Raw genomic sequence first — 23,070 nt, 5'->3', positions numbered from 1 at the left:
TTCGAAACTGTTCTTCGAAACACCGACGCTCGCGTCGGTGTTTTTGTTTGAGACGTTTTTGTTTGAGACGATATGCTCGTTGGAAGAGGAGTCCTCATGGAGGAAAGACAAGGCGTCTTGCCCCGGCGCATCCTGGGCATCGACCCGGGATCGCGCATCACCGGCTACGGCGTCATCGAGCTCTGCGGGACTCAGCCCGCCTATGTGGCCAGCGGCTGCATTCGCGCAAGCGATACTGCCCTCGAGCAGCGCCTGGCTCAGATCTACGCCGGGCTTGCCGAGGTCATCGGTCTGCACCGCCCCACTGAAGTCTCCGTCGAGCGGGTGTTCATGGCCAAGAATGCGGATTCCGCCTTGAAGCTCGGCCAGGCGCGTGGTGCGGCCCTGGTGTGCGTTGCCAACCACGGGCTGGTCATCGCCGAGTACGCCGCCCGCCAGATCAAGCAGGCGGTGACGGGAAAGGGCGGGGCGGACAAGACCCAGGTCCAGCACATGGTGACCGCTATCCTCAAGCTGTCGGCCACTCCCCAGGCGGACGCTGCCGACGCCCTGGCGATCGCCCTGACTCACGCCTATGCGGGCCAAGGGTTCGATACCTCGGCCACCCGCACTGCGCGTCGACGCACGAGCGGACGCTGGCGGCTTTGAGCCGTCCCGATCACTGGTCATGTGTACAGAGTCATCTTATAGTAGCCCTCTGTCTGGCTCTGTACGCGCCAGCTAACCCTTTGTTTCATCGTTAATGGGGCATTCTATGATTGGTCGTTTGAGCGGCGCGCTGCTGGAAAAACACCCCCCTTGGGTGATCATCGACGTGCACGGGGTCGGCTACGAGCTGGAAGCCTCCATGAACACCCTCGTCGCGCTTCCCGCTCCGGGGGAAAAGGTATCGCTCTATACCCATCTGACGATTCGCGACGACGCGCACCTGCTCTACGGCTTCGCCCGCGAGCACGAGCGCGCGCTTTTTCGCGCCTTGATCAAGGTCAACGGGGTGGGGCCCAAGCTCGCCCTGGCGATCCTCTCCGGCATGGACGAGGACGCCTTCATGCGCTGCGTGCGCGACGACGACAGCAAGGCGTTGACGAAACTCCCCGGCGTCGGCAAGAAGACCGCCGAGCGGTTGATCATCGAGATGCGCGACCGTTTCCCCGAATGGGACGCCGCTCACGCACCGCTCGCCCTGGAAGCCGCCAACGGCCAACCCGCTCCGCGTGACAGCCTGGCGGATGCCGAAGCGGCGCTGGTGAGCCTGGGCTACAAGCTCACCGAGGCTTCCAGGATGCTGGCCGATATCGATCCGCGCCAGAGCACCGAGGCGCTGATCAAGGCCGCCCTCACCAAGCGCATGGGAGGCTGAATGCAGCGTCTTCCGGCTTTCTCTCTCCACGCGCCTGCACGTCCCCATTCTGCGAGTTCCCATGCTAGAACATGACCGGCTCATCGCCGCCGCCCCGGAGCAGGGCGAGGTACGCATCGACCACGCCATCCGTCCCAAGAAGCTCGCCGACTACATCGGCCAGCCGCGGGTGCGCGAGCAGCTCGAGATCTTCATCGGCGCGGCGCGCCTGCGCGAGGAGAGCCTGGATCATACCCTGGTGTTCGGCCCGCCGGGGCTCGGCAAGACCACGCTTGCCAACATCATTGCCACCGAAATGGGCGTGGGGCTCAAATCCACTTCCGGCCCGGTGCTCGAGCGCGCCGGTGATCTGGCCGCCATGCTCACCAACCTCGAGCCCGGTGACGTGCTGTTCATCGACGAGATCCACCGGCTGTCGCCGGTGGTCGAGGAGGTGCTCTATCCGGCGATGGAGGACTTCCAGCTCGACATCATGATCGGCGAGGGCCCGGCGGCGCGCTCGATCAAGCTGGACCTTCCACGCTTCACGCTGGTCGGCGCCACCACCCGGGCGGGGCTTCTGACATCGCCGCTGCGCGATCGCTTCGGTATCGTCCAGCGCTTGGAGTTCTACAACCTCGAGGAGCTCACCGAGATCGTCGCTCGCTCGGCACGGCTGCTCAAGGTCGAGACTGACCGTGACGGTGCCATCGAGGTGGCCAGGCGCTCGCGGGGCACGCCACGCATCGCCAACCGGCTGTTGCGCCGGGTACGCGATTACGCCGAGATCAAGGGCAACGGCGTCGTTAACGCCGCGTTGGCGGACGCCGCGCTCAATATGCTAAACGTGGATCATCACGGGCTTGATCACATGGACCGCCGCTTGCTGCTGGCCATGATCGACAAGTTCGATGGCGGCCCGGTCGGGGTGGATTCCCTCTCAGCGGCGATCGGCGAGGAGCGTGACACCATAGAAGACGTGATCGAGCCCTACCTGATCCAGCAGGGGCTGATGATGCGCACCCCGCGCGGGCGCATGGTGACGCGCCAGGCGTGGCTGCACTTCGATCGCGTGCCCCACGAGCAGAGCGTTGACATGGAAGGGGAGCGGCGTTCATGAGCGCGACGTTCCAGATGCCCATCCGGGTCTACATCGAGGACACCGATGCCGGAGGGATCGTCTACTATGTCAACTACCTGAAATTCATGGAGCGCGCCCGCAGCGAGTGGCTCAGGGAAAGTGGCTTCGACCAGCAAACGCTGCTGGACGAGGGGACGCAGCTAGTGGTATACCGCTTGGCTTGTCATTACAGCAGGCCGGCCCGCCTGGATGACCAGCTCACGGTGGACGCCACGGTGGACAGTATCGGCCGCTGTCGTATGGTGTTCGAGCAGCGCGTGTGGCGCGAAGCGGAACTCCTGTGCCGCGCTACAGTCGAGATAGCCTGCTTGAACGGCCAGACGCTGCGTCCCAAGCCGTGGCCTTTCGACCTTGAGCGCTTGAACGGCGAGCGAGCCGTGCCATGAACCCGAGCGGCCACCACGCGACCGACACGATCAACCCATTTGACCAATGCGCCTGGCGCCAACCGACCGATGAGGGCAACTGTGAACGATAACACCATGTCCATCCCCCACCTGATAATGAGTGCCAGCACCGTCGTGCAGCTGGTCATGCTACTGCTCGTGGTGGGGTCGATCCTCTCATGGGTGGTGATATTCCAGCGCAGCATCGCCGTGCGTCGCGCCAAACGCGAATACAGCCAGTTCGAGGAGTCCTTCTGGTCCGGGGTGGACCTCAACGAGCTCTACCGCGAAATCCCCGCCGATGACCCGCGCCACGGCGCCGAGCATATCTTCCAGTCGGGCTTTCGCGAGTTCAACCGCCTGATGCCGAAGACCCGCAATGCCGATACCATCCTCGAAGGCGTGCAGCGCAGCATGCGCGTGGCCTGGTCGCGGGAAGAGGACCGCCTGACCCAGCATCTCACGTTCCTGGCCACCGTCGCCTCGGCGAGTCCCTACATCGGCCTGTTCGGTACGGTCTGGGGCATCATGGGCTCGTTCCAGTCGCTCTCCATGTCTCAGCAGGCCACGCTCGCCACGGTCGCGCCCTGGATCGCGGAAGCGCTGATCGCCACCGCCATGGGCCTGTTCGCCGCGATTCCCGCGGTCATCTTCTACAACCGCCTCTCCAATGACGTCGGCCGCCTTCTGGGTAAATACGAGGACTTCGCCGAGGAGTTCCACGCCATCCTGCATCGCAATCTCCAGGGTCGCGACAGCAGCAAGAGCGCCGGCTAAGGGAGTTCGTCATGCACGGTCCATTTCACCGCGGCGGCGGCAAGAAACCGATGGGGGAGATCAACGTCGTTCCCTTTATCGACGTCATGCTGGTCTTGCTGGTGATCTTCATGATCACTGCCCCCATGCTGACCCAGGGCGTCCAGGTCGACCTTCCGCAGGTCAGCTCGGAGCCCTTGGACAACGATAACGACAACGACCCGATCATCATCTCCGTCGACAGCGAAGGCAGCTACTACGTCACCCTCGGCGAAGACACCACGGCGGTCAGTCTCGATGAGATGTCCGAGCGGGTGGTGGCGATTCTCGGTCGCCAGCCCAATACACCGGTCATGGTACGGGGCGATCGCAACGTCCAGTATGGCCAGATCGTGGTACTGATGAGCACGCTGCAACGCTCCGGCGTCGCCAATGTCGGGCTTCTTTCCGAGCCGCCGCAGGATGGGTAAAGGGAATCTTTCTATGCCCCAGGACTCTTCCCGCGACCCGCAGGATGTTGGCTACGGCTGGCCGACGATCCTGGCCATCGGTGTGCATGTGCTGATCGTGGTTTTCAGCCTGATCAGTCTGCCGACCCGTACCGAGGAGCCAGATACCACCTCGATCGTGCAGGCGACCTTCGTCAGTACCGAAACCTTTACCGATCAGGCCCAGCAGGCAAGCGAACAGCAAGCGGCCCTGCAGGCCGGCGCCCAGGCCGAAGAGCCGCCGCCGGAGCCCACGCCGGAGCCTCCTGCCTCGCAGGAGAATACCCAGGCGCAAGCCGAGGCGGCAGCGCGTGCCGAGGCCGAAGCTCAGGCCGCTCAGGAGCGCGAGCGCGCGCTCGAAGAAGCCCAGGCCGAGGCTCAACGCCGCGAGCAGGAGGCCGAGCGTCAAGCCGAAGAGGAGGCCGCCCAGGCCCGCGCTCGTGAAGAAGAGGCGCAGCGGCTCGCCGAAGAGCGGGCCGCCGAGGAACAGGCGCGGGTCGAAGCCGAAGCGGAGCAGCAACGCCTGCGCGAAGAGCAGGCCCGCCAGGAGCAGGAGGCGGAGGCCGAGCGTCAGCGCGAGGAAGAGGCACGCCGCCAAGCCGAAGCCGAACGTCAGCGTGAAGCCGAAGAACAGGCCGAGCGTGAACGTGAGGAGCAGGCGCGTCGCGAGCGTGAAGCCGAAGCCGAGCGCCAGCGCGAGGAAGAAGCACGCCGCGAACGCGAAGCCGAGGAGCAGCGCCAGCGGGAAGCGGAAGCCGCCCGTCAGCGCGAGGCCGAAGCCGCCATGCAGCGTCAGCTCGAAGGCGAGGCGGCGGCCGCCGCGGCAAACGCCCAGCAGGCGCAGCAGGCCGCCAACAACTTCAGCAACATCGTCCAGCGCGCCGTGGAGCAGGCGTGGATCATTCCTGGTGGATCCGGCGACAGCATGCGCGCGGTAATAAGTGTGCGCCTGGGTCCCTCGGGAGAGGTTTTGTTAGCTAATATAGTAACTTCGAGCGGTAACAGCGCGTTCGACCAGTCCGCCGTGCAGGCGGTCGAACAGGCCGCGCCGTTTCGCGAGCTGCTGCAACTGACACCGGAGCAGCAGCGCTACATCAGACAGAATCCGATGACCTTCAACTTCTCGCCAGGAGGGGTACGTTGATGCAAACCTTGAGCAAAGTATGGTTGTTTTGCGCGTTGCTGCTGATCAGCAGTGTCGCCAGTGCCAACCTGACCATCGAAATCACCCGAGGGAGCGATCAGGCCTTGCCGATCGGTGTGGTGCCCTTCGACGGCGGCGAGGGCCTGCCGGAGGACATCGCCCAGATCGTCCAGGACGACCTGGAACGCAGCGGCATGTTCGCGCCCCTGGCTCGTAACGCCATGTTCGAACGTCCGAGCCAGGCAAGCGACGTGCAGTTCGGCACCTGGCGCTCGCTCGACGTGCGCTACCTGGTGGTCGGCCGCGCCCAGCAGACCGGCAATGGCTATGAACTCCAGTTCGAGTTGATGGACATCAGCGGTCAATCGCGCATGATCGGCGAAACCGTGACCGTCAGCGGCAACGACCTGCGCGGGGCAGCTCACTACATCAGCGACCAGGTCTTCGAGGCGATCACTGACATTCGCGGCGCCTTTTCGACCAAGATCGCCTATGTGACCGCCCAGGGCGTAGGTGACAACATGCAGTTCGGACTGTACGTGGCCGACGCCGATGGCCAGCGCAGCCAGCAGGTGCTGACCTCGGACCAGCCGATCATGTCGCCGGCCTGGTCGCCGGACGGTCGCAAGCTGGCCTATGTTTCCTTTGAAACCGAGCGCCCGGCGATCTATATTCAGGATGTCTCCACCGGCCAGCGCGTCCAGGCGACCTCGTTCGAGGGCATCAACGGGGCACCGGCCTGGTCACCGGATGGCCGCAAGCTTGCCATGTCGCTCTCGAAGGATGGTCAGCCCGACATCTACGTGCTCGATATCGGCAGCCGCTCGCTGGATCGCGTTACCCAGAGCAACAGCATCGATACCGAACCCACCTGGTCACCGGACGGTCGCAGCCTGATCTTTACCTCGGATCGCAGCGGCGGCCCGCAGATCTATCGCACCCCGGTCGGCGGTGGCAGTGCTGATCGCCTGACCTACACGGGCAACTACAATGCCCGTGCGCGCTTCTCGCCGGAGGGTGACGAGCTGTTCTTGATCCACCAGTCCGGGCGTGGTTATCAGGTTGCGCGTCAGGAGCTCGACGGCGGTCGTCTTGTGGTCATCAGCGAAACCACAAGAGATGAATCTCCTAGTGTTGCGCCGAACGGGACCATGGTAATCTTCGCTACCCAACAGGGTGGTAGTGGCTTTTTGAGTGCCGTTTCCGCGGATGGCCGCTCGTCATTCAGACTGCCGGCAGCACAGGGCGAAGTACGCGATCCCGCGTGGTCTCCCTTCTTAAACTAAGATCGAGCGGTTGCGATTCACGCCCGCCGATCACATAAAAGTTGAACGACAGAAATTCTGTTTTCAGGCAAGGAGTCTGATTATGCAACTTAAGCCATTGGTTCGCTCACTCGCGGTCGCGCTCTCCGTTCTGGCCGTCGCTGGCTGTTCCAGCACCGGTGGTACTCAAGACGGCGATGCCTACGGTAGCCAGAGCGGCAGCACCGCCGGCACCGGCACCGGTTCCGGCGTTGGTACCAGCGGCACTGGTCAGTACGGTTCCACCTCGGGCGGCGGCGCCGGCCAGCAGGCCGATTCACGCATCCCCGAAGTGCGCACCATCTACTTCGATTACGACCGTGACAGCATCAAGGGCGAGTACGAGTCCGTGGTGATGGCCCACGCCCGTTACCTGCAGTCCAACCCGAACGCCCGTGTGACCCTGCAAGGCCACACCGACGAGCGCGGCACCCGTGAATACAACATGGCACTCGGTGAGCGTCGTGCCCGCGCCGTGCAGCGTTTTCTGAACATCCAGGGCGTATCCCCGTCCCAGATGAGCGTGGTGAGCTACGGTGAAGAGCGCCCGGCGGTCAACGGTCAGGGCGAGAGCGCCTACTCGCAGAACCGTCGCGTGGTCTTCAGCTACTAAGTAGCCGACCAGCGATACTAGAAACGGCGTATTGGCGCGCAGCGCGCGCCAATACTCTAGGAGTGAACATGAATCGCAGTCTCAAACGTTTTATTGGGAGGCTGTGCGGTGCGGGAGCCTTTGCGCTCCCGCTGTCCGTATTGCCTCTGGCGGCGCTCGCTCAGCAGCCCCTGGTTCAAGACCTTTCCTCGGGCTCCAGCGGCTTCTACCAGCAGACTCAGCGCCAGGAAGCCTCGGGTGGAAATCTCGTGCTGTTCAACCAGGTGGAAGAGCACACTCAGGAAATCCAGCAATTGCGCGGCCAGATCGAGGAGCTTCGCCACCAGCTCGAGCAGCTCAAGCGTCAGTCGCAGCAGCAGTACATCGACATCGAGGATCGATTGATGAACCTCGATAGCGGCCCTACCCAGATCCAGCAGTCCACCCCGCAGGTCGAACCCGAAGCCGCGGAGGAGGTGGTCAATGCCCCCTCCGCGCGCAACGTGAGCGAGGACGCCCAGGCCGACTACCAGGCGGCCTTCGCCCACGTCCAGGCGCGTCGCTTCGGTGATGCGATCGACGCCTTCAAGGGCTTCGTCACCGCCCACCCCGACAGCAGCCTGGCCGCCAACGGCTACTACTGGCTCGGCGAGCTCTACGCCGCCGAGAACGAGCTGGATGCCTCCGACGAGGCCTTCAGCCGGGTGATCAACGATTTCAACGCCAGCAGCAAGGTGCCGGACGCTCTCTACAAGCTGGGCCTGGTCAAGGCGCGCCAGGGGGAGCCCGAGCGCAGCCGCGAACTGCTCGAGCAGGTGCGCGACGACTATCCGCAAAGCAGCGCCGCCGGGCTCGCCAACGACTTCCTGCGCCAGTCCGCCGGATAATCTTTTCCGAGGTTATGCATGACCTGCAAGATCGACTATCGGCCCGCGCCTGATCTGTTGAAGCATCGGGTGATCCTGGTGACCGGCGCCGGCGACGGTATCGGCCGCTGTGCAGCGCTGAGCTACGCCCGGGCCGGGGCCACCGTCATTCTGCTCGGACGCACCCTCGAGAAGCTCGAGCGCGTCTACGATGAGATCGAGGCTGCCGGTGGCCCGCAGCCCGCCATCTTCCCGATGAACATCGAAGGTGCCACGCTCGACGATTTCGACGACATGGCAAGGCGCCTGAACAAGGAGTTTGGCCGTCTCGACGGCGTGCTGCACAATGCCGGCCTGCTCGGCGAGATCATGCGCTTCGAGGAGTACGAGCCTGAGCTCTGGGATCAAGTGATGCAGGTCAACGTCAACGGACCGATCTGGATGACTCAGTCGTTGCTGCCGCTGCTCGAGCACTCCGAGGACGCCTCGCTGATCTTTACCTCATCGAGCGTCGGACGCAGGGGGCGGGCGCAGTGGGGGGCCTACAGCGTCTCGAAATTTGCCACCGAAGGCTTCATGGAAGTGCTCGCCGACGAGTTCAAGGAGCAGGTGAACCTGCGCATCAACACGCTGAACCCGGGAGCCACCCGTACCGACATGCGCGCCGGTGCCTATCCCGAGGAAGATCCGCTGACGCTGCGCACCCCGGAGCAGATCATGCCGACCTATCTCTGGCTGATGGGGCCGGACAGCCGCGGCGTGAGCGGCCAGAAGATCGACGCCCAGCCGCCCAAGGGCTGATCCCGAACCTACGAGCGGCTGGGAGCCCTAGAACGAGGCCAGGCGCTCGACGAGTTCCTCGCAGGTATCGAACCAGATATCCGCGGGCCAGTCGCGATGGTTGTCCTGCTCGCTGATATAGCCGTAACCCACCGCGATCGCCGTCATACCCGCCGCCTTGGCGGCTTCGATATCGCGGCGGTGATCCCCCACGTACCAGCACGCCCCGGCCTCGATTCCCAGCCGCCGCGCTGCCTCCCAGAGAGGCTCGGGCGCGGGCTTCTTGACGCTCAGATCATCGGCACACAGAAGCGCGCCGGGTGACAGTGCCAGCGCCTCGAGCAGCGGCAGGGTATAGCGCCGCGGCTTGTTGGTGACGATGCCCCAGTGACGATTGTCGGCATGCCAGCGGCGCAGCCAGTCGTCCAGCGGCGTGAAGACCTTGCTGTGCACCGCCACCGCGCGCTCGTAGGCGTCCAGCAGGAACTGGCGTGCCTCGCCATGAGCCGGCGCGTCTGCCTGAAGGCCCGTGGCCAGCGTCACCAGGGCGCTGCCACCGTTGGACACTTCGCGACGGATCTGCTCGAAGGGCAAGGGCGCCAGACCGTGATGCTCGCGCAGTATGTTGGTGGCGTTGGCCAGATCCGGCGCGGTGTCCACCAGCGTGCCGTCCAGGTCGAAAAGGATTGCCTGGGGGGGCAGCATGTCTGCCAGGGGATCGGTGGCTGCGTGGCCGCTGGTCTCGAGCATCGCCATCTACTCGCCCACTCGACGGCAGTACATCATGTAGTTGACCGACACGTCGTGGGCGACCAGTTTGTAGCGGCGGGTGAGCGGGTTGTAGGTCAGTCCGGTCTGCTCGCGCACCTCGAGGCCGGTGCCGCGTGCCCACGCCGCCATTTCCGAGGGACGAATGAACTTCGAGTAGTCGTGGGTACCGCGCGGCAGAAGCCCCAGCACGTATTCGGCGCCGACGATGGCAAAGGCGTAGGATTTCGGCGTGCGGTTGAGCGTCGAGAAGAACACGTAGCCTCCCGGGCGTACCAGCGTGCAGCAGGCGCGAATCACCGACGCCGGGTCCGGCACGTGCTCGAGCATCTCCATGCAGGTCACCACGTCGAAGGCACCCGGCATCTCGTCGGCGAGCTTCTCGACGCTTATGTTGCGGTACTCGAGCGTCACGTCGTGCGTCTCGGCATGAAGGCGGGCAACGCCAAGCGGCGCTTCGCCGAGATCGATGCCGGTCACTTGGGCGCCGCGACGCGCCATGGATTCGCTCAGGATGCCCCCGCCGCAGCCTACGTCCAGCACGCGCTTGCCGGCGAGCCCGGCGCGGGCATCGATGAAGTCCAGGCGCAGCGGGTTGATGTCGTGCAGCGGTTTGAACTCACTCTTGTCGTCCCACCATTGATCGGCAAGTGCTTCAAACTTGGCTACTTCCGCCTGGTCGACATTGTCTTTATAGCGATCTGCAGTGCTATCCTGAGATGTCGCTTGCATGGTGTCACTCCCTTTCATGAACGGCACGAGATGTCCGGGGACAGGCGAGCTGTATGAATCGACTCGGTTACATCAAGCTACAAGGTGGCATCCACGCCCCGGTTTTGTATTATTGCATTCTAACCACTCCTTGAGCCAAGCGCATGAAAAGGAACGCAGGATGATTCGAAAAGCCCTGAAAATCCGGCCGTTGCACCGGGAGCGTCCTTGATGCGCGTACTTCTCTACGGCAGTGAACTGAGCACCGCCACCGCCGCCGCCGCACTCGCTTTCGTCGGCCACCAGGTCGACTGGCTCCTGCACGAAGAGACGCCCTGGGCGGTGCTCTCTACACTTGACTGGCTGCGCCGCGAGCCGGAACTCTTTCAGCACCTCGAGCAGGGCATGAGTCAGAAGACCCTGCGCCTGATCGACCGGCTTGATCAGGCGGCCCCGATGGACGTGGTGTGGCTTGCGCTGTCACCGAGCCAGCGCCCGGCGGCAAAAACGCTGCTCGGCCATGCGCTGTTCAAGACCCACCGGGTGGTGCTGGTCAACAACTCGACCTTTCCCGTGGGCGATACCGAGCGGCTGCACGCCTTGATGGGCGAGCAGCACAGCAGCGTTGCGCTGCCGGACACCCTCGAGGAAGGCCGTGCCTGGGAGGCCTTCACCCGTCCGACCCGCTGGCTGATGGGCTGCGACGACGCCCAGGGCGAGCAGGTGCTGCGTGAGCTGTTGCGCGCCTTCAACCGCCGCCAGGATGTCTTCCAGTCGATGCCGCGCCGCGCCGCGGAGCTCACCAAGCTCGCCATCAACGGCATGCTCGCCACGCGCATCAGCTACATGAACGAGATCGCAGGCCTGGCGGATACCCTGGGGGTCGATGTAGAGCACGTGCGCCAGGGCATGGGGGCGGACACGCGCATCGGCTTCGAGTACCTCTACCCGGGCTGCGGCTTCGGAGGCCCCAACTTCTCGCGCGATCTGATGCGACTGGCCGATGTGCAGTCGCAAAGCGGTCGCGCGTCGGCGCTGCTCGAGCAGGTGATGGACATCAACGAGCAGAAGAAGGAGACGCTGTTTCGCAAGCTCTGGACCTTCTTCGAGGGTGAACTCGTCGGACGTACGGTGGCGATCTGGGGTGCGGCGTTCAAGCCCGGTACCACCCGCATCGACCATGCCCCGGTACTCACGCTGCTCGAGGCGCTGTGGGCCCAGGGCGTGGCGGTGCGCCTCCACGATCCCGCCGCGACCCAGGCCCTGAAGGCGGTTGTCGGCGAACGCGACGATCTCGTGCTCTTCACCGATGATCCTTACCAGGCCTGCGAAGGCGCCGATGCGCTGATGCTGGTCACCGAGTGGAAGACCTACTGGAACCCGGACTGGCACCGCCTGGCGGGGCTGCTCGGCTCCCGGCTGATTCTCGATGGACGCAACATCTTCGACCCTGCCTTTGTGGCAAGCTGTGGCCTACGCTATAGAGGGATCGGTCGTCGCGCCGACCCCACGACTTATTGAGGAACTTTCATGTCTGACGCCGCCTCGTCCCAGCGTATCGTGCCCGACGTGGACCAAAGTCTGGGTGCCCAGCACCTGCGCCATCGACGCGCACCGAGCCTCTGGCCGCTTTGGCTGATGGTGCTGTTGCTCATCGCGCTGCTGGGGGCGCTTGTCGCTGGGCTTTGGTACGAGCGCGAACGGCTGCTGGACGAGTTCCATCGGGTGAGCGGCGAGGTCTCGAACCTGCATGCACGGCTCGACGCCGGTGATACCGACGTTGCCGACTCGGTCACCTACCTCCAGGCCCAGATGACCACGCTCTTCCAGGAGCAGGAGCAGCTCGCCGTCCAGCTCACCAATACCCGCGAGGAGTTCTACGCCGTGTTGACCGGCGACGACGAGTTCGCCTCTAACGAGGCGTTGGACGAGATCCGCCAGGATCTCGATGCACTCAACGCCGCCGCCACGCTCAACGACCGCCAGCTCGAGGCGCTGCGCACCTCGCTCGGCGCGCTCGAGCGCGCGGGTACGTCCGGACGCCAGAACCTGATGCAGGAAGTCGATTATCTCGAACAGAACGCCAGCGAGCGCATCGCGGCGCTCGAGGAGCGGCTCACGCGCGAGCGAGAAGACGTCGAGGCGCGTCTGGCCGAATGGGGTGACACCCTCGATGGCCAGATCGCCGCCCTGACCGAGAACACCGATGACCGCGAGGCCGTTGACCAGCAGGCGCTCGACACCCTGTCCGAGCGCCTGCTCGCGCGTATCACCGCCCTCGAAAGCGATCTACGTCAGGTTCGCCAGGCGCAGCTGGCCTTCAGTGCCCAAATGGAAATGCTGCGATAATTCGTACATGAAGAACGCGTGCCGCCACGCGCCCCATCGCCGCTCAGACTAGGGAAGGACACACATGCAACGACACGGTCAACGGTCATCGGCGACCCGCCTGGCACTTCTATTGACCACACCGCTTCTCGTGTTCAGCCAGCCGCTGCTGGCATTGGAAGCGGTCATCAGCGGCGTCGACGGTCCGGTGGAAGAGAACATCGATGCCTACCTTCAGAACATCGATGAAGAACGCTACACCGATACCCGTCTCGAAGGCGAGATTCGCCAGCGCACTCAGGAGGCGATGCGCGTCTTCGGCTACTACGAGCCCGACATTCAGGTCGATGTTGCTCGAACGCCGGTCACGGTGCGCATCCAGCCCGGCGAGCAGGTGCGTATCGAGGTGCTCTCGATCGACATTCGCGGCGACGCCGAACGCGACCCGCCTTTCGAGGAGGCCGTTGACGACTTTCCGCTGAAGGAGGGCGATCCGCTGCGTCACGCGCCTTGGGATCGGCTGAGCTCACAGCTCTCGGGGCTGGCCATCGAGCGCGGCTACTTCGACTGGGGTTTCAACGACCGGCGCATGGAAGTGCGCCCTTACCAGCAGAGCGCGCGACTCTACATGGATTTCGATAGCGGGCCGCGCTACCAGTTCGGTAACACCGTCGTCGTCGGCAGCCACATCGACCCGGAGCGACTCAAGAACATGCAGGGGTTCGAGGCGGGCGACCCGTACCTGGCGGAATCCATCGCCCGCTACAGTCAGCGCCTGGGCGAGACCCGCTGGTTCAGTTCGGTCACTGTGCGCCCGCGCCTGCAGACCGCCCAGGAGCTGGTCATCGCACCGCCCGGCGGTGGGGCGGCGTGGTACGACTCCGCCACGGCCTCGCAACCCCAGCGGCCAAGACTCTCAAGCGCCGCTTTCGCCAGTGCCTTGAGCATCGGTCGCCCCCCCACCAACCAATTGCCCATCGACGTCACCGTCGAGCCTTCCGCTCGTCACCAGTTCGAGACCGGTATCGGCTTTGCCACCGATGTGGGCCCGCGCCTGCGCTTCGGCTGGCAGCAGCCCTGGATCAACAGCCTCGGCCATAGCCTCAATCACGACCTTTACGTCTCGGCACCGGAGCAGCGCTTCACCGGGGTCTACAACATCCCGCTGGACGACCCGCTGCGCGACAGCTATCGCCTCCAGTACGGTATCCGCAACCTTGACGACAGCGACACACGCTCCCTCGAGGGCACCGTCGAGATCGCCCGGCGCTGGCAGTTCGACAATGATTGGGTACAGACGCTCTACTTCAGAACCACCTACGAGGACTTCACCCAAGGGGGGCTCTCGGACCAGGTATGGCTCTTCTATCCCGGCATCCAGTGGTCGCGCACCCGGGCCGAACCCCAACGCTTTCCACTGTGGGGTGACCGCCAGCAGCTGTCGCTCGAGTACTCGGACACGGTGTGGGGGTCGGACGCCCGCTTTGCCCGCGTTACCGGCGATACCGAATGGATTCGCACGCTGGGCGCGAACAACCGCTTCGTCGGGCGTATCAGCGTCGGCGCCATCGAAACCGACAACTTCGACAAGATTCCACCGTCGCTGCGCTTTTTCGCCGGCGGCGATCGCAGCGTGCGCGGCTACTCCTACGAGAGCCTGTCACCGCGCAATGACGACGGGCGCCTTCGCGGTGGCCAGCAGATGCTGACCTCGACGCTCGAGTACCAGCGCCGGGTACGCGGCGACTGGTGGGGCGCCGCGTTCGTCGATACCGGCGATGCCTTCGATGACTGGGGCCCGGAAGACCTGAAGACCGGCGCCGGCCTCGGCGTGCGTTGGATCTCGCCGGTCGGGCCCATTCGCTTCGACGTGGCGCACCCTTTCGACGACGATGACAACGACTACCGTCTACATTTTTCCATCGGCCCCGAGTTCTAGGAGAGCCTCTTGAACGACGTTGCAACCCAGTCACCGCGCACGCGCAAGCGGCTCTCCTCCAAACGGCGTACCTGGCTCGGCGTATGGAGCGTGATACGGCTGTTAATCCTGATTCCACTGTGGCTGTTCGGTCTCATCGCGCTCGTACTGGGCGTCGCGCTCTCGCCTTGGGGCACGGCGCAGCTCTTCTCCCAGGCGGAAAAGCGTGGCTATCTAAGCTATGAGGCCCAGTCTGGGGGGCTGCTGGAAGCCTTCACCCTGCAGGGCTTTCGCCTGGAGCTCGGTGGCACGCGAATCGCCATCGACGATCTGGAGCTTCGCTGGGCGGAAAACTGCCTGCTGTCGGGAAGGCTTTGCCTCGACACGCTGCGCGTCGACGGGGCGGACGTTCGCCTGGCCCCCGGCGCCGATGAAGAGCCCCCCCAGGAAGAGACGTCACCGCTGCGGATCACCTTCCCGTTTCCGCTCGAAGTCCGCGAACTCGTTCTGAACGACGTCGCCCTGCGCCTGGGCAACGGCACGCTGATCGAATGGACAGAGCTTGCCACGGCGGCAACCGCCGAAGGCCAGCACGTCGCGCTTGCGCCGAGCCGCATCGAGAATCCTCGCGTATACCTGCCGCCCTCACCAGGCGTGCGCTTGACCGAGGGCCTCGACACGCCTCTCGATGCCGCGGGCATCGACGGGGCCATTGCCGCCCGTGAGCCGGTCATCGAAGAGACTTCCGAGCGAATCCCGCTGGCCGAGCGAGACCGTGTCCAGCTTCCCGAGATCACGCTGCCGGTGGATCTCACCGTCGAAGAGCTCACCATCGAGGCCTTCGAGCTCTACGGTGCCATCGACTATTGTGTCGAACGCTTTGCGTTGTCCGGTGCCTTCATCGAGCATGACCTCACCCTCGATTCGCTCTATGTACTGACCCCGGACGCAGAGGCAACGCTTGCAGGGCAGGTGCGCCTGGCCGATAGCTACCCGCTGGACGTGTCCCTCGACACCACCCTCTATCTCCCCGAGCGCTTTCCGGAGCTCAGCGGTGAAACGCTGAGCCTTTCGCTCTCCGGTTCGCTGGAAGACTTGAGCGGTGCCATCGAAGCCGACGGCGTGGTCGCCGCAACCCTGGATATGGATGCGGACGTGCTCGACCCGCGCCTGCCGTTTCGCCTGCATCTGCAAGGGCAGCGCTTCCAGTGGCCGCTGAGCGCGCCGGAAAGCGAGGCCACTCCCACGGGGCTCGACAACGTCGATCTGCGCGCCGAGGGAAATCTCGAGGCATTCACCGCTACCCTGAACGGCGAAGGGATCGTCAACACCCGGCTCGAGGTACGCACCGACATCTACGACCCGGCGCTGCCGTTCACCGCGCGGCTGCAAAGCGAGCGCCTGCAGTGGCCGCTGGTCGTGCTCGATGACGCTACCGAGCCTTACGTCATCGAGGGGCTGGATCTGCGCGCCAACGGCGATCTGGATGCCTTCGACGTGGCACTCGACGTCGACGTCCAGGGGCCCCAGGTGCCGGCCACCTCGCTGAGCCTCGAAGGCGACGGCACCACGAGCTTCTTCAACTGGTCGTCGCTGGTGGTGCGTCTCGACGAGAGTGTTATTTCGAGCCAGGGGCGGGTGAGCTGGGCCAACGCCATCGCTCTTGACGCGCGCCTGCGCCTGGATGACGTCGACCCGTCGCACTTCGTCGAAGGGCTCGACGGCTCGCTCGACGGCGACATCGACCTGGGCGTGCTCCAGCAGGGTGAGCGCTGGCTGATCGACGTGCCGGCACTCGCCATTGATGGCGAGCTGCGCGACTATCCGCTGACCCTGAACGCCGCGCTGCGCGCCAACACCGACCTGGAGGTGGACATCGACGAGCTGCGCTTCACCCAGGGACAGAATCGCCTGACCGCCCAAGGCCAGGCGAGCCAGGCAGCGCTGTCGCTGGATGCCAGCATCGCGTTGACGGACCTGGCAACCCTTCACCCCGAGCTTGCCGGGCGGCTGACCGGCGACATCACCGCGCGAGGTAGCCTCGAGCAGCCGCGCCTGGACGCCACGCTCGAAGGCCAAGGGCTGCGCTTTGCCGATAACCTGGTGGAGCGCCTGACTCTCGATGCCGACATCGCCGGCATCGATGACCCGCGCCTGGACGTGAACCTGCGCCTTGGTCGGGTGATTGCCGGCGGGCAGGATCTCGAAAGCGTCGCCCTGGCCCTGCAGGGGCGGCTATCACAGCATCGTTTGACACTCGACGCCCAAGGCAGTGATGGCAATGCCTTCAGCCGTGCCGCGTTGGCCCTCGACGGACGCTTCGACCAGCCGGGGCAACTCTACCAGGCGCGAATCACGCCCCTGGAAGTGGATGCCGAGGCTGGCGACATTCGCCTGGAAGCACCGCTCGACCTGCGCTACAACCTCGCCAGTGGCCAGGCGCGGCTGTCGCCGTTCTGCCTGCGGCGAGTGCAGGGCGGCCTGGTCTGCTCCACCCAGCCTATCGATGCCTCGGCAGAGCAGGGGCGGGCGGTGCTGACCCTGCGCGAGGTCCCGATGGAGATGCTCGAGCCCTTCCTGCCCGAGCAGTGGAGCTTCGACGGCGACACCACCGCGGACCTGAATCTGGCCTGGAGCCAGGGTGGAGCGCGCTTCCAGGCGGACCTGGGGCTCGAAAGCCGGCTCGCCATCACCGCGATCAACGACTACGGCCAGCCGGTTCGGCTGCCGGTGGTCGACCTGAACGCCCGGCTCGAGGCCAACCAGGCCCAGGCCAATGCCAACGTGGTGCTGTCGCTTTCAGACGCCGGCGAGATGACCCTTGATCTGAGCATCGTCGAGCCCATCGGGCGGGGAGCGCTCAGCGGCGAGCTGCGGGCGAGCAATCTGTCGCTGTCACCCTATCGTCCGCTGGTGTCCCAGCTCGACGAACTGCAGGGCGAGTTGAACGGTGTCGTCCAGATCGGCGGCACCACCGCCCAGCCGGATCTTCAAGGCCAGCTCGCGCTGCGCGGCGTGCGCGCCCAGGGCCCGGACATTCCCGTGCTGGTCAGCGACGGCGAGCTGGTGCTGCGCTTCAACGGCGAGCGTGGCGACATCAACGGCTTTCTCGCCGCCGAGCGCGGTCGCTTGAACATCACCGGCGACGCCTTCTGGCCCGCCGACGAGCCCTGGCGCATGGGTATCGACCTGAACGCCGTTCAGGAGCCGCTGCTGGTGGTGCTGCCCCAGTTCGGCCGCCTGGAAGCCGCGCCGGACATTCGCATTCGCATCAACCCGGACATGCTCCAGATCCGCGGCAACGTCGACATTCCCTGGGCCCGGCTCGAGGTAGGGCGGCTGCCGCCCTCGGCGATCAAGCCAAGCGGCGACGAGATCATCATCACCGAGCGCGAGGATCGTGAAGCCGAACGTCAGGCCCAGCTGCGCGCCGCCAGTGGCGAAGGCCCGAGCACCTCAGAAGAGCTCGCCCAGAGCGGCATCGATCTTGATCTGCTGATCACCGTGACGCTCGGCAGCGACATGCACTTCGCCGCCTACGGGCTGGAGTCGGGTCTTGCCGGCAGCCTCGAGATTCGCCAGGACAGCGGCGTGCTGCAGCTGTTCGGCGAGGTGAACCTGGTCGACGGTCGCTTCCAGGCCTTCGGCCAGGACCTGCTGATTCGCCGGGGCCAACTGATCTTCAGTGGCCCGCCGGGACTGCCGGTGCTGGACTTCGAGGCGATCCGCAACCCGGACATCACCGAGGACGACGTCATCGCCGGGCTGCGTGTCACCGGTACCGCCGAGGAACCCAACGTGGCAATCTTCTCGGAGCCGGCCATGCCCGAATCCAGCGCGCTTTCCTACGTGCTGCGCGGACGCGCCCCGGACGCCTCCGGTGGTGGGATCGACAGTGCCCTGACCACCGCGTTGATCGGCATGTCGCTGGGACGCACCGGCGGAGCGGTCGGTTCCATCGGCCAGGCCTTCGGCATCGACGACTTGACCCTCGACACCACCGGCGCCGGCGACGATAGCCAAGTGGCGCTGAGCGGCCAGCTGACCGATGACCTGCGTATCAGCTACGGCGTGGGAATCTTCTCGCCGATCGCGGAACTAACCCTACGCTACACGCTGTGGCGCAATCTCTACCTTCAAGCGGTGACCGGCACGAGTCAGGCGGTGGATCTGATCTACACCTTCTCGCGGCCCGGTTCGCCAACCATCTTTCCACGGCAGTAAGAGGGCGTTATGACACTATTTTCGAAGACATCGGCATCACTGCCCGGCCGTGATACGCCGATCGCGACCAGCGAAAACCATGCCGTCAACGGTAACCCGCTGAAGCCACCGTTCCCGGAAGGCCTGCAGGAGATCGTGCTCGGCATGGGCTGCTTCTGGGGCGTCGAGCGGCTCTTCTGGCAGACCCCGGGGGTTTTCGTTACCGCCGCGGGCTACGCCGGCGGCGAAACGCCCAACCCGACCTATGACGAGACCTGCACCGGGCGTACCGGCCACACCGAAGTGGTGCGCGTGATCTACGACCCGAGCCAGGTGTCGCTTGCCACGCTGTTACAGATCTTCTGGGAGCAGCACGACCCGACCCAAGGCAACCGCCAGGGCAACGACATCGGCAGCCAGTATCGTTCTGCGATCTACACCACCGATGATGCCCAGCAGCATGAGGCGCAAGAGAGTGCCAAGGCTTTCCAGGCGGCGCTGGACGCGGCAGGGCGCGGACGCATCACAACCGAGATTCGCCCGCTCGAGACGTTCTACTACGCCGAGGGGTACCATCAGCAGTACCTGGACAAGAACCCGAATGGCTATTGCGGGCTGAAGGGCACCGGCGTCACCTGCCCGATCGGCTAGGCGGGATGCGATCAAACAGTCAAGCGGCAAACAGTCAAGCGGCAAACAGTTAAGCGGCAAGGAGTCCTTATGTCAGCGCAAGCTGAATTCGATTACGATCTACTGATCATCGGTGCCGGCTCCGGCGGCGTGCGCGCAGCGCGCATGGCCGCAGCCCGCGGCGTGCGCGTGGCCATCGCGGAAGACCGCTACCTCGGGGGTACCTGCGTCAACGTGGGCTGCGTGCCGAAGAAGCTCTACGCCTACGCCGCTCACTTTCGCGACGACTTCGACGACGCGGCGGGCTACGGCTGGCAGCTGCCGGGGGCCGCGAGCTTCGACTGGGCGACGCTCAGAGACAACAAGGTCAGCGAGATCAAGCGCCTCAACGGTATCTACCAGCGTCTGCTCGAAGACGCCGGCGTGACGCTCTACAACGCCCGCGCCACGGTGGTGGACGAACACACCGTATCGCTCGCCTCGGCCAAGGGCGACAGCACGGTCAGCGCCGAGAAGATCCTGCTGGCCACCGGCGGCTGGCCCTTTGTGCCGGACTTTCCAGGAAGCGAGCACGCCGTGACCTCCAACGAGGTGTTCGACCTGGAAACCTTTCCCAAGCGTTTTCTGGTGCTGGGCGGCGGCTACATCGCCGCCGAGTTCGCCAGCATCTTCAACGGGCTCGGCAGCGACACTCATCTGATCTACCGAAAGGAACTCTTTCTGCGCGGCTTCGATGACGAAGTGCGCGCGTTCACCCGTGACGAGATGCGCAAGAAGGGCGTCAACCTGCACTTCTCGGCCAATATCGAGCGCATCGACAAAGGCGAGGAGGGTCTTGCCGTCACCCTGACCACCGGGGAGACGCTCACGGTGGATACGGTGCTGGTCGCCACCGGGCGCAAGGCACATATCGACGGCCTGGGCCTGGACAACCTCGGCATCGCACTTGACGACCAGGGCAAGCTCGCGGTCAACGAGCGCTTCGAGACCCGCGTGCCTTCCGTGCTCGCTCTGGGTGACCTGATCGAGGGGCCGGAGCTGACCCCGGCGGCGCTGGCCGAGGCCATGCAACTGGTGGAGCATCACTATGGTGATACCACGCCGGCGCCGCTGGATTACGAGCGCGTGCCCACGGCGGTCTTTTGCCAGCCCAACATCGGCACCGTCGGGTTGACCGAGGAGGCAGCCCGCGAGCGGTGTTCGGGCATTCGCGTCTACCGCACCGACTTTCGACCGATGAAGCACACGCTATCCGGCAGCGACGAGCGCATGCTGATGAAATTGATAGTCGATGATGAAAGCGACGTGGTGGTCGGTGCGCACATCGTGGGCGAGGAGGCCGGTGAGATCATCCAGAACGTGGGCATCGCCGTGCGCGCCGGGCTTACCAAGGCGGATTTCGACCGCACCCTGGGCGTTCACCCGACCGGCTCCGAGGAGCTCGTCACCATGCGGTCTGCCTCACGACGCTAAGCACGGCTTTCGACCGGGTTATACCTGCTACGCGCTGTCATCATGTCCATTTCATCTTTAGGCGAACATAAGCTCGCCTTTTTTATTCCCGCTTTCCAAGGAGTTGGACTAGACTTTTTTTCATGCGGCGTAGCTGCTCGCAGCGGTACAGCTTTTTCAACCACGATATAATCTTAAATTATAGAAAATTGAGATTAATATAATAGGGAATTTGAGATGCTAATAATCGACTGTTATAATGGCTACCAAATTCGCTACAGCGAAGCATAACCATGAGCATGCCCCAAACACCGTTCACCCCCTCGTTCGACCTTGCGCGACCCACCGTCGCCGACGCGGTCGTCGGTAGCAACCAGGCGTCGCTGTTCATCCGCAAACCCAATGCCGACGATGGCTGGGGAATCTACGAACTGGTCAAGGCGTGCCCGCCGTTGGACGTCAATTCGGCCTACGCTTACCTCTTGTTGGCCACCCAGTTCCGCGATACCTGTGCGGTGGCCACCAACGAGGAGGGTGAAATCGTTGGCTTTGTGTCCGGCTACGTGAAAGACAATGCGCCCGATACCTTTTTCCTGTGGCAGGTGGCAGTAGGCGAGAAAGCCCGCGGCACTGGCCTCGCGCGTCGCCTCGTCGAAGCGGTGATGTCTCGCGACGAACTCGACGACGTGCACCATCTTGAAACCACCATCACGCCGGACAACCTGGCGTCCTGGGGGCTCTTCAGGCGCCTTGCCGCACGCTGGCAGGCACCTCTCAACAGTCGTGAATACTTCTCCACCGAACAGCTCGGTGGCGAGCACGACCCGGAAAACCTGGTGCGCATCGGGCCTTTTCAGACGGACCGCATCGTCTGAGCTCGGGCGCTGAAGTGACAGGCTCCCCCTTGCAAAAGCATTAACAGGCCCTCGTCGCGAGGGCAGTCGAAGTCATCGAAAAGGAGGTCAAGATGCAGACCCAGACGTTTGAACGCATGGAATCCAACGTTCGCACCTACTCGCGTTCGTTCCCGGTGGTATTCACCAAGGCGCAGAACGCTCGGCTGACCGATGAGAACGGCCGCGAGTACATCGACTTTCTCGCCGGTGCGGGCACGCTCAATTACGGGCACAACAACGCGCACCTCAAGCAGGCGATGATCGACTACCTGTCGACTGATGGCGTGGTTCACGGCCTCGATATGTGGACTGCTGCCAAACGCGACTACCTGGATACGCTCGAAGAGCTGATCTTCAAGCCGCGCGGGCTCGACTACAAGGTGCACCTGCCGGGCCCTACCGGTACCAACGCCGTCGAGGCGGCCATTCGCCTGGCACGTGTTGCTAAAGGTCGCTACAACATCGTGACCTTCACCAACGGGTTTCACGGCGTCACCATGGGGGCGCTGGCCACCACGGGCAACCGCAAGTTCCGCGAGGCCACCGGCGGCATTCCTACCCAAGGCGCGAGCTTTCTGCCTTTCGATGGATACTTGGGCGATCATGCCGATACGCTCGACTACTTCGAGAAGCTCTTGGGCGACAAGTCCGGCGGCCTGGACGTGCCGGCGGCGGTGATCGTCGAGACGGTGCAGGGCGAGGGCGGTATCAACGTTGCGGGGCTCGATTGGCTCAAGCGTCTGGAAAGCATCTGCCGCGCTCACGACATTCTGTTGATCATCGATGACATCCAGGCAGGCTGTGGGCGTACCGGCAAGTTCTTCAGCTTCGAGCACGCCGGCATCAAGCCCGACATGGTCACCAACTCCAAGTCGCTTTCAGGCTTCGGACTGCCGTTCGCCCACGTACTGATGCGCCCGGAGCTCGACCAGTGGAAGCCGGGCCAGTACAACGGCACCTTCCGCGGCTTCAACTTGGCCATGGTGACCGCTACCGCAGCACTTAAGAAGTACTGGTCCAACGATACCTTCGAGCGCGATGTCCAGCGCAAGGCGCGTATCGTCGAGGAGCGCTTCCAGAAGCTCGCCAAGCTGCTGAGCGACAACGGCATGCCCGCCACCGAACGCGGCCGCGGCCTGATGCGCGGCATCGACGTGGTCGATGGCGCGATCGCCGACAAGATCACCGGGATGGCCTTCGAACACGGCCTGATCATCGAGACCAGCGGCCAGGATGGAGAGGTGGTCAAGTGCCTGTGTCCGCTGACCATCACCGACGAGGACCTGATCGAGGGCCTGGACATCCTCGAGAAGTGCGTCGAGGCCGTTGCCCGTCAGAAGTGACGTTCACACCCTGACACGATATTCA

Annotated in this window: 21 protein-coding genes; 19 read left to right on the top strand and 2 right to left on the bottom strand. The window is 64.2% G+C overall.

Going from position 1 to position 23,070, the window contains the following annotated elements; genetic code table 11:
* The first annotated feature begins 96 nt into the window (after positions 1-96).
* The 11 genes from ruvC (at position 97) to GEV37_RS12150 (ending at position 8,817) form a co-directional block, all read left to right on the top strand.
* Complete coding sequence (gene ruvC / locus GEV37_RS12200) at positions 97-648, top strand: crossover junction endodeoxyribonuclease RuvC (protein WP_227390541.1); 552 nt, start codon at positions 97-99, stop codon at positions 646-648.
* Between the two features lie 106 nt (positions 649-754).
* Positions 755-1,360, top strand: a complete 606-nt coding sequence (gene ruvA / locus GEV37_RS12195; protein WP_227390540.1) for a Holliday junction branch migration protein RuvA — start codon at positions 755-757, stop codon at positions 1,358-1,360.
* 61 nt (positions 1,361-1,421) lie between these two features.
* Positions 1,422-2,459, top strand: coding sequence for a Holliday junction branch migration DNA helicase RuvB (gene ruvB, locus GEV37_RS12190; RefSeq protein ID WP_227390539.1), 1,038 nt, complete (start codon positions 1,422-1,424; stop codon positions 2,457-2,459).
* A complete protein-coding gene (gene ybgC, locus GEV37_RS12185; RefSeq protein ID WP_227390538.1) occupies positions 2,456-2,866 on the top strand; it encodes a tol-pal system-associated acyl-CoA thioesterase in 411 nt (136 codons plus the stop codon). Before ruvB ends, ybgC begins: the two co-directional genes overlap by 4 nt.
* A gap of 96 nt (positions 2,867-2,962) precedes the next feature.
* Entirely contained in the window at positions 2,963-3,643 is a 681-nt protein-coding gene (gene tolQ / locus GEV37_RS12180; protein ID WP_227390537.1) for a protein TolQ, read from the top strand.
* An 11-nt stretch (positions 3,644-3,654) separates the two neighbouring features.
* Complete coding sequence (gene tolR / locus GEV37_RS12175; protein ID WP_227390536.1) at positions 3,655-4,092, top strand: protein TolR; 438 nt, start codon at positions 3,655-3,657, stop codon at positions 4,090-4,092.
* 13 nt (positions 4,093-4,105) lie between these two features.
* Positions 4,106-5,254 carry a cell envelope integrity protein TolA gene (gene tolA / locus GEV37_RS12170; protein WP_227390535.1) on the top strand — a complete coding sequence of 383 codons (1,149 nt, stop codon included), beginning with the start codon at positions 4,106-4,108 and terminating at the stop codon, positions 5,252-5,254.
* Positions 5,254-6,540, top strand: a complete 1,287-nt coding sequence (gene tolB / locus GEV37_RS12165; protein ID WP_227390534.1) for a Tol-Pal system beta propeller repeat protein TolB — start codon at positions 5,254-5,256, stop codon at positions 6,538-6,540. The genes tolA and tolB overlap by 1 nt, the downstream gene beginning before the upstream one ends.
* A gap of 82 nt (positions 6,541-6,622) precedes the next feature.
* A complete protein-coding gene (gene pal / locus GEV37_RS12160; protein WP_227390533.1) occupies positions 6,623-7,171 on the top strand; it encodes a peptidoglycan-associated lipoprotein Pal in 549 nt (182 codons plus the stop codon).
* A gap of 68 nt (positions 7,172-7,239) precedes the next feature.
* Positions 7,240-8,037 (top strand): tol-pal system protein YbgF, encoded by a 798-nt coding sequence (ybgF, locus tag GEV37_RS12155; protein ID WP_227390532.1) that lies wholly within the window; start codon positions 7,240-7,242, stop codon positions 8,035-8,037.
* 18 nt (positions 8,038-8,055) lie between these two features.
* Positions 8,056-8,817, top strand: a complete 762-nt coding sequence (locus tag GEV37_RS12150) for a YciK family oxidoreductase (protein WP_227390531.1) — start codon at positions 8,056-8,058, stop codon at positions 8,815-8,817.
* A gap of 27 nt (positions 8,818-8,844) precedes the next feature.
* Here the strand turns inward: GEV37_RS12150 and GEV37_RS12145 are convergent, their stop codons facing one another.
* Together GEV37_RS12145 and ubiG are read right to left on the bottom strand one after the other, a co-directional pair.
* Positions 8,845-9,546: an HAD-IA family hydrolase gene (locus GEV37_RS12145; protein WP_227390530.1), complete on the bottom strand. Its 702-nt coding sequence runs from the start codon at positions 9,544-9,546 to the stop codon at positions 8,845-8,847.
* Positions 9,547-9,552: 6 nt separating this feature from the next.
* Positions 9,553-10,296 (bottom strand): bifunctional 2-polyprenyl-6-hydroxyphenol methylase/3-demethylubiquinol 3-O-methyltransferase UbiG, encoded by a 744-nt coding sequence (ubiG, locus tag GEV37_RS12140; RefSeq protein ID WP_227390529.1) that lies wholly within the window; start codon positions 10,294-10,296, stop codon positions 9,553-9,555.
* Between the two features lie 210 nt (positions 10,297-10,506).
* Between ubiG and GEV37_RS12135 the strand changes: the two genes are divergently transcribed.
* From GEV37_RS12135 to ectB, 8 genes are all read left to right on the top strand, one after another.
* Entirely contained in the window at positions 10,507-11,796 is a 1,290-nt protein-coding gene (locus GEV37_RS12135) for a nucleotide sugar dehydrogenase (RefSeq protein ID WP_227390528.1), read from the top strand.
* 9 nt (positions 11,797-11,805) lie between these two features.
* Positions 11,806-12,624: a hypothetical protein gene (locus GEV37_RS12130; protein WP_227390527.1), complete on the top strand. Its 819-nt coding sequence runs from the start codon at positions 11,806-11,808 to the stop codon at positions 12,622-12,624.
* Between the two features lie 64 nt (positions 12,625-12,688).
* Positions 12,689-14,542 (top strand): autotransporter assembly complex protein TamA, encoded by a 1,854-nt coding sequence (gene tamA, locus GEV37_RS12125; RefSeq protein WP_227390526.1) that lies wholly within the window; start codon positions 12,689-12,691, stop codon positions 14,540-14,542.
* Positions 14,543-14,551: 9 nt separating this feature from the next.
* Positions 14,552-18,745: an autotransporter assembly complex protein TamB gene (tamB, locus tag GEV37_RS12120; RefSeq protein ID WP_227390525.1), complete on the top strand. Its 4,194-nt coding sequence runs from the start codon at positions 14,552-14,554 to the stop codon at positions 18,743-18,745.
* Between the two features lie 9 nt (positions 18,746-18,754).
* Complete coding sequence (gene msrA / locus GEV37_RS12115) at positions 18,755-19,375, top strand: peptide-methionine (S)-S-oxide reductase MsrA (protein ID WP_227390524.1); 621 nt, start codon at positions 18,755-18,757, stop codon at positions 19,373-19,375.
* 69 nt (positions 19,376-19,444) lie between these two features.
* Positions 19,445-20,827: a glutathione-disulfide reductase gene (gorA, locus tag GEV37_RS12110; RefSeq protein WP_227390523.1), complete on the top strand. Its 1,383-nt coding sequence runs from the start codon at positions 19,445-19,447 to the stop codon at positions 20,825-20,827.
* Positions 20,828-21,099: 272 nt separating this feature from the next.
* Positions 21,100-21,681 (top strand): diaminobutyrate acetyltransferase, encoded by a 582-nt coding sequence (ectA, locus tag GEV37_RS12105; RefSeq protein WP_227390522.1) that lies wholly within the window; start codon positions 21,100-21,102, stop codon positions 21,679-21,681.
* Positions 21,682-21,773: 92 nt separating this feature from the next.
* Complete coding sequence (ectB, locus tag GEV37_RS12100) at positions 21,774-23,045, top strand: diaminobutyrate--2-oxoglutarate transaminase (RefSeq protein WP_227390521.1); 1,272 nt, start codon at positions 21,774-21,776, stop codon at positions 23,043-23,045.
* Positions 23,046-23,070: the final 25 nt, after the last annotated feature.

The organism is Vreelandella malpeensis (assembly GCF_020622355.1).
Lineage (GTDB): Bacteria > Pseudomonadota > Gammaproteobacteria > Pseudomonadales > Halomonadaceae > Vreelandella > Vreelandella malpeensis.
This window is presented reverse-complemented; position numbering and strand designations above follow the sequence as displayed.